The sequence below is a fragment of the Flavobacterium psychrophilum genome (assembly GCA_001708385.1).
GTDB lineage: Bacteria > Bacteroidota > Bacteroidia > Flavobacteriales > Flavobacteriaceae > Flavobacterium > Flavobacterium psychrophilum_A.
In genome coordinates this window covers 3814139-3827106 of sequence record CP012388.1, presented here as the reverse complement: position 1 = coordinate 3827106, position 12968 = coordinate 3814139, and the positions used below count along the sequence as shown (strand labels likewise).

The following is a 12968-nucleotide window of genomic DNA, read 5'->3' as shown; positions in this document are numbered from 1 at the left end:
CGTATTGGAATACAAATTGAAATACTCTTATCAAATTTAAAAAAATTAAGATATGAACTTTGCCAATTTTACTATAAAATCGCAGGAAGCCATACAAAGGGCACAGCAAATTGCCCAAAGTTATGGTCACCAGCAAATTGAAAACGAACATATAGTTAAAGCCATATTAGAAGTAGACGAAAATGTTACTCCGTTTCTTCTAAAAAAACTAAACGTTAACCTTCCGCTATTTCAGCAAATACTGGACAGCACATTACAAAGCTTTCCAAAAGTAACCGGTGGTGAAATGAGCATCTCGCGTGATGCATCGACATCACTTACCGAAGCCTCTAACATTGCACGTAAAATGAACGATGAATTTGTTTCTATCGAACATTTACTGCTTGCCATATTTGCTTCAAAAAGCAAGGTAGCCCAGATATTAAAAGATCAGGGTGTTACAGAAAAAGCTCTGAAAGCAGCAATTGACGAATTGCGTAAAGGCGACAGGGTAACATCGGCAAGTGCCGAAGAAACCTATAACTCGCTTAACAAATATGCCAAAAACCTTAACCAGCTGGCAAACGAGGGTAAGCTTGACCCTGTAATTGGACGTGATGAGGAAATTCGCCGCGTGCTACAGATACTTTCAAGGCGTACCAAAAACAACCCTATGCTTGTAGGTGAACCCGGGGTTGGTAAAACGGCAATTGCCGAAGGCCTTGCACACCGTATTATTCAGGGCGACGTTCCTGAAAACCTGAAAGATAAAGTTGTTTACTCTTTAGATATGGGTGCTCTTATTGCAGGCGCCAAATATAAAGGGGAGTTTGAGGAAAGATTAAAATCGGTTGTAAAAGAGGTAACTTCCGCTGAGGGGGATATCGTATTATTTATTGACGAGATACACACCCTTGTAGGTGCCGGAGGCGGTGATGGCGCTATGGATGCTGCCAACATACTTAAGCCCGCCCTTGCCCGTGGAGAACTTCGCGCGATAGGTGCAACTACCCTGGACGAGTACCAGAAATACTTTGAAAAAGATAAAGCACTTGAGCGTCGTTTCCAGAAGGTACTGGTAGATGAGCCGGATACCGAAAGCGCTATCTCTATTCTTCGTGGTATTAAAGAGAAATATGAAACCCACCACCAGGTTCGAATTAAAGATGAGGCTATTATTGCCGCTGTTGAATTATCGCAGCGTTATATAACCAACCGTTTCCTTCCGGATAAAGCAATCGACTTAATGGACGAGGCAGCTTCTAAACTGCGTATGGAAATTAACTCTAAACCTGAAGAACTTGATGTACTGGACAGAAAGATCATGCAGCTTGAAATTGAGATCGAAGCCATTAAACGTGAAAACGACGAAAGTAAGTTAAAATCGCTCGGGCTTGACCTTGCCAACCTGAAAGAAGAGCGCAACGAGATTTACGCCCGCTGGAAAAGTGAGAAAGATATTGTAGATAATATTCAGGCAGCGAAGACTGAAATTGAAAACTTTAAGCTGGAAGCCGAACGCGCCGAACGCGAAGGCAACTACGGAAAGGTAGCCGAACTTCGTTACGGTAAGATCAAAGATTCTGAAGAAAAGCTAACCCAAATGGAACAGCAGCTTCAGGAAACCCAAAAAGGCGAAACACTTATTAAAGAAGAGGTGACCCGTGAAGATATTGCCGAAGTTGTTGCCAAGTGGACAGGTATTCCTGTAACAAAAATGCTTCAGGGGGAACGCGAAAAACTGCTTCAGCTTGAAGACGAACTTCACAAACGTGTTGTAGGTCAGGAAGAAGCCATAGAAGCTGTTAGTGATGCTGTAAGGAGAAGCCGCGCCGGATTACAGGATCAGAAGAAACCTATTGGTTCATTCTTATTTCTGGGTACTACCGGAGTAGGTAAAACAGAGCTTGCAAAAGCACTTGCTTCGTACTTGTTTGACGATGAGAATGCCATGACACGTATAGACATGAGTGAGTACCAAGAACGCCACAGCGTGAGCAGACTGGTGGGTGCGCCTCCTGGATACGTTGGTTATGATGAAGGTGGACAGCTTACCGAAGCCGTTAGAAGAAAACCATACTCTGTTGTATTGCTTGATGAGATTGAGAAAGCCCATCCTGACACTTTCAATATATTATTACAGGTGTTGGATGAAGGCCGACTTACCGACAATAAAGGTCGAGTAGCCGACTTTAAGAATACAATCATCATCATGACCTCTAACATGGGTAGCAGTATAATACAGGAGAAATTCGAAAACCTGAAGGGCAATGTAGAGGCCGCTATTGAAGCTGCCAAAACGGAAGTACTCGGATTATTGAAACAAACGGTAAGACCGGAATTCATTAACCGTATCGATGATATCGTAATGTTTACACCGCTGAGTTCCGATAACATTAAAGAGATCGTTGGTTTACAGATAAAATCTGTTACCAAATTACTTGCTCAGCAAAACATTACCCTGGATGCTACACCTGAAGCTATGGAGTATCTTTCTAAAAAAGGATATGATCCGGATTTTGGTGCACGACCTGTAAAACGTGTTATTCAGAAAGAAGTAATGAATGAACTGTCTAAACAGATACTTTCGGGCAAAGTAACTACCGACAGTATTATACTATTGGACAGCTTCGACGGTCAACTGGTATTTAGAAACCAAAGCGACCTTGTAAGCAAATAATACAGCAATTGTAAATTAAAAAAACCACGCTTCGAGCGTGGTTTTTTGCCTTAAAACAAAAACCCAGGCTTACAGGCCTGGGTTTCTTAAAGTGCTACCGCGTGTTTAACGGACACTTTTATAGTCATAATATTGTCGTATTGTCATTACATCTTTGTTTAGATGCTTGCGTCTTACTGCAATAAAATAAGCAAGACCGGCTATAATAAGACACGATAACAACAGGAAAAACAATGTATTGATAAGGTAGTTGCTAAAACTTACGTTATCAAAATTAAAATCGTTTATGATAAGATAGCCAGCAAAGAAAAGGACTATCAGCAAAATGAAATAGTATATTGGCTTCATGTGTTGTGAGGTATTAAAATAGACTTTGGTGTTAAATCATGCCGCAATTTCAACATTTAAAATATTACTTTCCAGAACTTTATGACTATATAACTTTTGGTTAAGATATAATTTGTAAGCTTATTACTACTCAAACTCTTCAAAGTCCTAAAAACATTGATACCTCATAATAAAAATTCATATCTCAGTGTATCATGTTAATATTTAACTAAACATGATACATTATCTTCAATTAAAATCCAAATTTGTAGTGAATTTAAAAACCTGCTATTATGAATCTAAAGAGAATTTTTGGAGCGATCTTAACTATTTTAGGTATTATCAGCCTAATTTATGCCGCTTATGTATTTGCTAACACATCTACAGGAGAACAAAATATTAAAGTAACCGCAATTTATGGTATACTGGGCCTTATATTCTTTATTTCGGGAATAGGACTGATAAGAACTACAAAAGACGAATCGTGAGATTAACACCGTTATAAAGTATCGTTAAAGGCCTGTTTGCACGCTTACCGATTTTGTAATTTAGAGATAACAATCAAAAAAATTACAAGCTATGAGCAAGTCACTTATCGTAAAAAACAATATTAGAATTGATGCTCCGGTAACCCGTGTGTGGGAGGTACTTACAAAACCGGAATACATTCGTCAATGGGATGCACTTCCTGAAGATTTTGGCGATTACGAAATACACCCGGCAACAGTTATAGAATGGCCGGGGACTTCGAGGTTAAGTGTTATCCACTTTGACATCAATAAAAGACTGCATTATGCGTTAAATATTCCTGCATGGGGAGACATTAGCAATAACAATATTGGCTACACTTACAACATATCTATTGATGACGACGGACATACCTGGCTGGGCATAGAAATTGGAGATTTTGCCATACTAACCGAAGGTGATAAATATTATGGTGAAAGTGTTAACTTTGGCGAAACGGCATCGCAAAAAATTAAAGCACTTGCCGAAAAAAGACAAATAGCACTTTAAATATTATAGCTTTGAATATCACTATTACTAATGATGCACTTACTGCAGTTATCAATCCGCAGGGCGCAGAACTTATATCTTTAAGAGACAGTAGTAACGAATATATGTGGGAGGGCAACCCTGATTTTTGGGGTAAGCACTCCCCTATTTTATTTCCTATTGTTGGGACGCTGAAAAACAATTCTTATACCCTAAATGATAAGAAATATAGCATGAGCCGCCACGGTTTTGCAAGAGATAACCGATTTAAAGTAAAAGAACACGACAGCAGGAGTGTAATCTTTTCGTTAACACCAAACGATGAAACTAAAAAACATTTTCCTTTTGATTTTGAACTGGAATTGAAATATGCACTTCAGGATAAAAAATTAACTTTAGACTATACTGTTAGAAATACAGGCGATGTCGAAATGCCTTTTTCATTAGGTGCACATCCTGCCTTTGCACTGTCAGGAAATTTTAACGACTATAGCCTGCATTTTGAAAAAGAAGAACCACTAGTAAGTAGCCAGCTTGAAAACGACCTTATATCTGATACAACAGTTAGCATCGCCGCAAACAACGGCGAAGTTAAATTATCTTACTATCTGTTTAAGGACGATGCCCTTATCTTTAAATCGGTTCAATCTGATTTTATTGAAATAAAAAAAGATGGTACGGCTTTCCTGAAAGTTACCTTTAGCGATTTTCCGCACTTAGGAATATGGACCAAACAGGATGCACCTTTTATATGCATAGAACCCTGGCAGGGCTACTCTGACAGTTATGATGCTGATGGGGATTTTTTAAAAAAAGAAGGCATTGTCACATTGCAACCTGATGAAGAGTTTAATGCTTCTTTTTCAATCGCGATTTTACGTTAAATTTATAGCGTCTGCGCAACCTATTTACGGAATTTGCATCTTATTTGAAAAAACAGAAAAACAAGTTATGAAAACAATTCAATTTAAGCTTATTGCTTTTTTAGTACTATTATCGGGTATAGGAGCTGCCTGTACTGTTAGTGATGACAGCAACAGTGATTACTGCTTCAGATCTTTAAATACTGCAGCTACGGGTGTAAGCGGCCCATCTGAAACTACCGTAAACACACCGATAACGCTGGAAGTAAAATATACGCCTCTTGGTTCATGTGGCAAGTTCAACAAGTTTACCGAGACTACCAATTTTCCTAAAGACATTAAAATACTTGTAGATTATGAAGGATGTGATTGTGGGTTTAAAGATATAACCGCAACGCAGCCTTATACTTTTACAGCTTCTACTCCCGGAACATACGTACTAAACTTTCTTACAGCAAGTACCATACCTGTATCAAAAACTATTACAGTAACCGCAGAATAAATAGAATCTTCCTTATGGAAGATTTTTTAGTTTAGGAAGCGTTCTTATGTAAAGCTCTTCTACTTTTTTGCGCGCCCATTCGGTTTTACGTAAAAAGGTAAGGCTTGATTTTACACTGGGATTTTCATTAAAGCATTTTATTTTAATGAGTTCACCTAATGTATCGAAGCCGTAAAAGCCAACAAGGTCTTCCAATATTTTTTTAAGCGTGATGCCGTGCAGCGGATCGTTTGAAACTTTGTTTTCCATAGTGTAAATGTAACAAATAATGAAATAGGGTACTTATATTGTAAATGAAGAAAGTAACTATGAAATATCTTTGCACCCTAGCAATACTTTTATTTATGACTACCTTACAGGCTCAGGAAACCACCACTCTATATCTTATAAGGCATGCTGAAAAAGCAGACGCCACTAAGGACACAGAATTATCTGAAGCCGGAAAAGTGCGTGCCAAAAAATGGGGAGCCTTTTTTAGTGATAGAAATATTTCTGCCATTTATGCTACTCCATACAAACGTACTTTAGCAACCGCAACACCGTTAGCCGAAAAGCTTGGCCTTAATATTAATTCGTATAATCCGTCGCAATTGAATTTAAAATCGGTTGCAGAAATACACAGAGGCAAATCTGTACTAATTGTTGGTCATAGCAACACACTTCCCAATCACATAAATAAGTTGCTGAACGAAAATAAATATGCTGAAATTGATGAATCTGAATTCGGAACGTTATATATTGTAACTGTAAAAGGAGACATAGTTACGCACAGCGTAAAAATTTTATAAAAATTGTAACTAATCTTACAGTTGCGGCATTAAACTATTGTACTTACCTTTGCAATCCTTATGCAAAAAACGGTTAACATACTAAACAAGAGAGCAAGGTTTGATTATGAAATAATTGAAACCTTTACAGCAGGTATTGTGCTTGCCGGCTCTGAAATAAAATCCATTCGTTTGGGCAAGGCTTCTATTGCCGAAAGTTTTTGCGAATTTCACGAGCACGAGTTGTTTGCAATTAATACAAACATTGAAGAATACGCATATAGCCGAAGCTTTAGCCATACACCAAAAAGCGAACGTAAGCTATTACTAAATAAAAAAGAACTTAAAAGCCTTTTAAAAAGCGTACAGAATAAAGGGCTTACTATAATTCCGCTAAAGTTATTTACAAACGAGAAAGGTATCGCTAAACTTGATATTGGACTTGCACGCGGTAAAAAGAACTACGACAAGCGGGAAACAATGAAAGAGCGCGATAGCAAACGCGATATAGACAGGATTAAAAAAGAATTCAAATAGAAAGAGGCCTCAAAAATTGAGGCCTCTTTTAGTTTTTATTTTCAAGGAGCGGTACAAACCTGAACTCTCCAAATTCATGCTTTTCAAACTGTGTTTCATTTTTACGGATAAGCATTGTCATGATCTGCGGATCTTCGCCAACAGGTATAACCAGCCTGCCACCTATTTTTAACTGTGCCATTAGGGGCTTAGGTATTAACGGTGCGCCTGCGGTTACGATAATGCTGTCAAAAGGTGCGTAGTTAGGAAGACCTTTATAACCATCTCCAAAAGAAAGATGTTTTGGCCTGATATTTAATTTAGGTAGTAAAAGCGATGTTGTTTTGAACAATTCGTTTTGTCTTTCTACACTGAACACCTTGGCTCCCATAGCGCATAAAACTGCTGTTTGATACCCGGAACCTGTACCTATTTCTAATACCTGGTGCCCTTTTTCTACCTGAAGCAATTGCGATTGAAAGGCAACAGTGTAAGGTTGCGATATAGTCTGACCGGCACCTATAGGGAATGCTTTGTCCTGATAGGCGTAATCTTCAAAACTGGAATTAAGAAAAAGGTGGCGCGGCACTTTTTTTATCGCTTCCAGGACATTTCTATCGGTAATGCCCTTTTGCTCCAAAACTGCTGCAAGCTGATTGCGAAGTCCTTGATGTTTTGCTGTATCTTTCAATGGTAAGCGAATATTTTTTTGGTAAAAATAGCAAACAATATGGTAATGTCAAACCTTATTGTTACCTCACAACATTATTTAAAAAAGCAATACTACAGCGGCATTTTTTTGATTACCCCTTTTTGTAATATCAAGACAAATAATAGTATTTTTGTTTTCAAAATATATTCTTATGCTTAAAGTTGGCGTATTGGGCGCAGGGCATCTTGGGAAAATACACCTGAGGCTGCTTAACCAGTCTGAAAAATATGATCTTGTAGGTTTTTTTGACCCGAACAGTGATAATGCAGATAAAGTGGCAGCCGAATTTGGCTACCGTAAATTTAATACCATAAGCGAGCTGATAGCAGCCGTAGATGTTGTAGATATTGTAACCCCTACCCTTTCGCACTTTGACTGTGCTAAAGAAGCTATTGAGGCAGGCAGGCATGTATTTATAGAGAAGCCTATAGCAAATACCGTAGAAGAAGCCGACGAGCTTATAAATCTTGCTACAAAGCATAACGTAAAAGGGCAGGTGGGACACGTAGAGCGTTTTAACCCTGCTTTCATATCTACTAAAGACAAGATCGAAAACCCGATGTTTATTGAAACACACCGCCTTGCAGAGTTTAATCCGCGTGGTACTGATGTTCCTGTAGTTTTGGATTTAATGATTCACGACATTGACGTTATTTTAAGTGTAGTAAAATCTAAAGTAAAGCTAATTAATGCCAGCGGTGTATCGGTTATTAGTGATACCCCCGATATTGCCAACGCACGTATTGAGTTTGAGAACGGTTGTGTTGCCAATCTTACCTCCAGCCGTATTTCCTTAAAGAACATGCGTAAGTCGCGCTTCTTTCAAAAGGATGCTTATATCTCTGTAGACTTTTTAGATAAGGTATGTGAAGTAGTTAAAATGAAAGATGCTCCTGAAATTCCGGGCGATTTTGATATGATCCTTCAAAACGCAGAAGGCATTAAAAAGCAGATTTATTTTGAAAATCCGGATATTGAGGTAAACAATGCTATACTGGATGAACTGGAAACTTTTTCTGACGCAATAACCAATGGCACTACGCCTATTGTAACCCTTGAAGATGGTACAGAGGCATTACGTGTAGCTTACAGGATTATAGATTGTTTTAAGAAGTAATCAAAGACAACAAACAAACCCTACATAACAAACAACAAACAGAATGAAAAATATTGCAGTTATAGGTGCAGGAACTATGGGGAATGGTATTGCCCATACTTTTGCACAAAGCGGCTTTAACGTTAAGCTAATTGACATTTCGGAAAAATCTTTAGACAAAGGTATGGCAACTATTGCTGCCAATCTTGACCGTATGGTTGCTAAAGGCACTATTACCGAAGAAGATAAAGCCAGAACAATAACTAATATCATTACTTATACCGATATTAAAGACGGTGTGGTAAACGCCGATCTTGTAGTAGAAGCAGCAACTGAAAATGTTGAGCTTAAACTGCGCATATTTAAAGACCTTAGTAGTTTTTGCGATGAGAAATCTATTCTTGCAACCAATACATCTTCAATATCTATCACGCAGATTGCGGCGGTAACTAACAGGCAGGATAAAGTTATTGGTATGCACTTTATGAACCCTGTACCCATTATGAAACTAGTAGAAATTATCCGTGGCTATAACACGTCCGACGAGGTTACCAAAAGCATCATGGAGCTTTCTGAAAAACTGGGTAAAGTACCTGTAGAGGTTAACGACTACCCTGGTTTTGTAGCAAACCGCATTCTAATGCCCATGATCAACGAAGCTATAGAGACACTTTACAACGGTGTTGCAGGTGTTTACGAAATAGACACGGTTATGAAACTGGGGATGGCGCACCCAATGGGCCCGCTTCAGCTTGCTGATTTTATAGGACTTGATGTATGCCTTTCTATACTTAATGTAATGTACGACGGATTTAAAAATCCTAAATATGCTCCATGCCCTTTATTGGTTAACATGGTAATGGCCGGTAAGCTTGGTGTTAAATCGGGCGAAGGTTTCTATGATTACAAAGAGAGCAAAAAAGCAGAGAAAGTAGCAGCAATGTTTACTAAATAGTATGCAGTTTTAAGTCGCAGTTCGCTGTACTGATAAACATATAAAGTTCAGTCGCACATTTTGTTGGGACTGAACTTTACTTTAACCTGAAATCTGAAACTTTAAACATAAATGCTTTGGCAAAAATAGTTCCTTTTAAAGCGGTGCGTCCTTCGCGCGATAAGGTAAGCCTTGTAACATCGCGTTCGTATGATGAATACAGCCCGGCAGAACTGGCGTCACAGTTGGATTATAATCCGTTTTCATTTTTGCATGTACTTAAGCCGGCTTACAAGAACATGGAGAAAACTGCTTCTTTAGTCAGGTTTAAATCGGTCAGCACCAAATACAAAGAATTTAAAGAGGAACATATATTAAAACAGGAAGCGGCACCCGTTTTTTTTCTTTACGAGATTCAGAGTAAAAACAGGGTGTATACAGGAATCATTGCCGGGACTTCTATTGAAGATTACCAAAATAATGTCATTAAAAAACACGAAGACACCCTTCTGTACCGTGTTGAATATTTTAAAGATTACCTTCACCAAACAGGCTTCAACACGGAACCTGTACTGATAACCTATCCGGAAAACCCTGAGATAGAACAATGGATCGTTACCAAAAAGCAAAAACGCCCGTTGTACCTTTTCTCTTCCCTAAACAGGGATAAGCATATTTTATGGCGAATTAAAGATGAAGCCGAAATACGATGGATTCAGGAACAGTTTGCAAACATCGAAAGTCTATACATTGCTGATGGCCACCACCGTTCGGCATCGGCAGAAATGTTATATGAGCAGGACAAAGATTCAGGCAACGAGAACCTTAATTACTTTATGAGTTTTCTTATCTCTGAAAACGACTTAAAAATATACGAATATAATCGCATAATTCACGACCTTAACGGCTTAACAAAGCAGCAGTTTCTATCGGCATTATCAAAAAACTTCTCGGTAGAAAATAAAGCTCAGGAACTATGGAAACCCGAAGCTAAATTCAGTTTCGGAATGTACCTTGATGGCGAGTTTTATGCTTTACAGCTAAAGGATAAAACATTTGATTCAACATTAGAAGCATTAGATGCACAGATTCTTTACGAAAAAGTATTGCATCCTCTTTTAGGCATTACCGATTTACGTAATGACAGCAGGATTGAATACATTCCCGGAAGCAAACCTATCACTCTTATAAAGCAGATGATAGACGAAGATGAGTATGAGGTTGGTTTTATGTTATATCCGGCAAGCATCAGCGAGATAAAAGACCTTGCCGATAATAATCTTATTATGCCACCTAAGAGTACATATATCGAACCTAAATTCAGGAGCGGACTTGTGGTCTATGAACTTTAATTATCCTGCTACCTAGCGTACCGAAAGATAGATTCATTTCTTATTTAATAGCTGTAAATTTATCGGTTCCCAATTCGAACAATCAAAAATCAAGTGTATCAATATGTCAATACAATCAAACTTACTCGAAATAAAAGCTACAATTCCTGAGCACATAACGCTTGTAGCGGTATCTAAAACCAAGCCTGTACCCGATCTTCTTGAAGCATACAACGCAGGGCAACGCATTTTTGGCGAGAATAAGATTCAGGAGATGGCAGGCAAATATGACGAGATGCCGAAGGATATTGAATGGCATATGATAGGCCACGTGCAGACCAATAAGGTAAAATATATGGCACCTTTTGTTAGCCTGGTACATGGCGTGGACAGCCTTAAACTATTGGCAGAAATAAACAAACAGGCGAAGAAAAATAATCGCACTATAAACTGTTTATTACAAATGCATATTGCCGAAGAGGAAACAAAATTCGGCATGGACGAAAGTGAGCTTGAGGAATTATTGGCTTCGGAAGAATTTAAGCAGATGGAAAATATCAAGGTAACCGGACTTATGGGTATGGCTACATTTACCGAAGATGAAAACCAGATCAAAAAAGAATTCACACACTTAAAATCTACTTTCGACAACGCCTGTAAACAGGTAACGAATAACTGCCAATTATCAACTTTAAGTATGGGTATGAGTGGCGATTACAAAATTGCAATTGCCTGCGGAAGCACTATGGTACGTATTGGCAGCAGCATATTTGGCGGCAGGTAAAGACAATATCAGTTAATTTACTTTTGGAGATACAGGATAGCTGAAATTTACGTACTTTGTAACCATAAACTCAACATAAAACTTTACACTTTTTTTGTACGCAATACTTGACATAGAAACGACCGGAGGACAATTTAATGAAGAAGGGATTACTGAGATTGCCATTTATAAGTTTGATGGCCACGAAGTTGTAGACCAGTTTATTAGCCTTGTAAACCCCGAAAAAACCATACAGCCTTTTGTTGTAAAGTTAACAGGCATTAATAATGCCATGCTGCGTAGCGCACCTAAGTTTTATGAGGTTGCAAAACGTATTATAGAGATCACCGAAGGATGCATTATTGTTGCTCACAACGCTCAGTTTGACTATCGCGTGCTCCGTACAGAGTTTAAAAACCTGGGATACGACTTTGAAAAGCAAACACTTTGTACTGTTGAGCTTTCCCAAAAATTACTTCCCGAACAAAAATCGCACAGCCTTGGCAAACTGGTACGCGCATTGGGCATACCAATGAGCGACAGGCACCGTGCTACAGGCGATGCTATGGCAACGGTTCAGCTTTTTAAGCTATTGCTTGCTAAAGACACAGAAAAAGAAATCCTTACCGGGCTTATAAAAACAGAACAGAAAAAAGGTATTTCGCCTAAACTTCTGGATCTTGTTGAAAATATACCTTCGGTTACAGGCCTTTATTATATCTACAAAGAAAGCGGCGAACTTATTTATCTCGGCAAAAGCCGTAATATAAAAAAGAGGGTCAACCAACATTTCACAAGCTTATCGCGAAAATCGAAAAGGCTTCAACGTGAAGCGTTTTCTGTTCAGTATGAAGAAACCGGCAGCGAACTTATCGCCTTGCTTAAAGAATGCCAGGAAATAAAAGTAAACAAGCCGTCTTTAAACCGTGCGCTAAAGAAAACGGAATTCCCATGGTCTTTATATGCCGAAAAAGATGAACACGGCTACATTTGCCTGAAACTTCAGAAAACAGATAACCGTAAAAAAGATATTGTTTCATTTCCGGGTATCGTTGAAGGAAGAAATGCATTGTTTGCTATTGTTGAAAAATACAAGCTTTGCCAGAAGATAAACGACATTACAGCTTCCGATAAAGAAAACTGTTTTCCGCATGAGTTGGGCAACTGTAACGGTGCATGCCTTGGACATGAAGCACCCGAAGAATACAATGCACGTGTTATGGAGTTTATAAATAACAACAGTTTTCACAACCAGAGCATGATCATTATAGACAGGGGCCGTGCTATTGATGAGCGTAGTGCCATACTTATAGAGAACGGTGTTTATAAAGGCTATGCTTTCTACAATCTTAACTACCAGATAAACAACATAGACATTCTTAAAAACATTCTTATACCAATGGAAAATAATAAGGATGCAAAAAAAATAATACAGAGCTACATGCGAAAAAAGAAAGGCTTAAAAATAGTACGTTTTTAAGAGATTCCTTATTTTTGATATA

14 protein-coding genes are annotated in these 12968 nt (G+C 38.4%); 12 read left to right on the top strand and 2 right to left on the bottom strand.

The window, feature by feature from the left end; translation table 11 throughout:
* The first annotated feature begins 52 nt into the window (after window positions 1-52).
* The 5 genes from ALW18_17005 to ALW18_16985 all read left to right on the top strand — a co-directional run bounded on the left by ALW18_17005 (window position 53) and on the right by ALW18_16985 (window position 5347).
* Window positions 53-2659 carry a Clp protease ClpB gene (locus ALW18_17005; protein AOE54055.1) on the top strand — a complete coding sequence of 869 codons (2607 nt, stop codon included), beginning with the start codon at window positions 53-55 and terminating at the stop codon, window positions 2657-2659.
* 620 nt (window positions 2660-3279) lie between these two features.
* Window positions 3280-3474, top strand: a complete 195-nt coding sequence (locus tag ALW18_17000) for a hypothetical protein (protein ID AOE54054.1) — start codon at window positions 3280-3282, stop codon at window positions 3472-3474.
* 91 nt (window positions 3475-3565) lie between these two features.
* Window positions 3566-4003 (top strand): hypothetical protein, encoded by a 438-nt coding sequence (locus ALW18_16995; protein ID AOE54053.1) that lies wholly within the window; start codon window positions 3566-3568, stop codon window positions 4001-4003.
* 11 nt (window positions 4004-4014) lie between these two features.
* Window positions 4015-4866, top strand: a complete 852-nt coding sequence (locus ALW18_16990) for an aldose epimerase (GenBank protein ID AOE54052.1) — start codon at window positions 4015-4017, stop codon at window positions 4864-4866.
* The gene (locus tag ALW18_16985) at window positions 4835-5347 is read left to right on the top strand and encodes a hypothetical protein (protein AOE54051.1); all 513 of its coding nucleotides are present in this window, start codon (window positions 4835-4837) and stop codon (window positions 5345-5347) included. The genes ALW18_16990 and ALW18_16985 overlap by 32 nt, the downstream gene beginning before the upstream one ends.
* A gap of 12 nt (window positions 5348-5359) precedes the next feature.
* Here the strand turns inward: ALW18_16985 and ALW18_16980 are convergent, their stop codons facing one another.
* Window positions 5360-5596, bottom strand: a complete 237-nt coding sequence (locus ALW18_16980) for a transporter (GenBank protein ID AOE54050.1) — start codon at window positions 5594-5596, stop codon at window positions 5360-5362.
* A 59-nt stretch (window positions 5597-5655) separates the two neighbouring features.
* On the opposite strand from ALW18_16980, the gene ALW18_16975 reads away from it, so the two are divergent.
* Window positions 5656-6135: a hypothetical protein gene (locus ALW18_16975; GenBank protein AOE54462.1), complete on the top strand. Its 480-nt coding sequence runs from the start codon at window positions 5656-5658 to the stop codon at window positions 6133-6135.
* Between the two features lie 60 nt (window positions 6136-6195).
* The gene (locus tag ALW18_16970; GenBank protein AOE54049.1) at window positions 6196-6651 is read left to right on the top strand and encodes a single-stranded DNA-binding protein; all 456 of its coding nucleotides are present in this window, start codon (window positions 6196-6198) and stop codon (window positions 6649-6651) included.
* A 28-nt stretch (window positions 6652-6679) separates the two neighbouring features.
* Here ALW18_16970 and ALW18_16965 read toward each other — a convergent pair whose 3' ends face one another.
* Window positions 6680-7321 (bottom strand): protein-L-isoaspartate O-methyltransferase, encoded by a 642-nt coding sequence (locus tag ALW18_16965; protein AOE54048.1) that lies wholly within the window; start codon window positions 7319-7321, stop codon window positions 6680-6682.
* Between the two features lie 172 nt (window positions 7322-7493).
* Between ALW18_16965 and ALW18_16960 the strand changes: the two genes are divergently transcribed.
* The 5 genes from ALW18_16960 to ALW18_16940 all read left to right on the top strand — a co-directional run bounded on the left by ALW18_16960 (window position 7494) and on the right by ALW18_16940 (window position 12946).
* On the top strand, window positions 7494-8459 hold the full coding sequence (locus ALW18_16960; GenBank protein AOE54047.1) for an oxidoreductase: 966 nt from the start codon (window positions 7494-7496) through the stop codon (window positions 8457-8459).
* 43 nt (window positions 8460-8502) lie between these two features.
* A complete protein-coding gene (locus ALW18_16955; GenBank protein ID AOE54046.1) occupies window positions 8503-9393 on the top strand; it encodes a 3-hydroxybutyryl-CoA dehydrogenase in 891 nt (296 codons plus the stop codon).
* A gap of 116 nt (window positions 9394-9509) precedes the next feature.
* Window positions 9510-10724 carry a hypothetical protein gene (locus tag ALW18_16950; protein AOE54045.1) on the top strand — a complete coding sequence of 405 codons (1215 nt, stop codon included), beginning with the start codon at window positions 9510-9512 and terminating at the stop codon, window positions 10722-10724.
* 103 nt (window positions 10725-10827) lie between these two features.
* Window positions 10828-11487, top strand: coding sequence for an alanine racemase (locus tag ALW18_16945; GenBank protein ID AOE54044.1), 660 nt, complete (start codon window positions 10828-10830; stop codon window positions 11485-11487).
* A 94-nt stretch (window positions 11488-11581) separates the two neighbouring features.
* Window positions 11582-12946, top strand: a complete 1365-nt coding sequence (locus ALW18_16940; GenBank protein ID AOE54043.1) for an exonuclease — start codon at window positions 11582-11584, stop codon at window positions 12944-12946.
* Window positions 12947-12968: the final 22 nt, after the last annotated feature.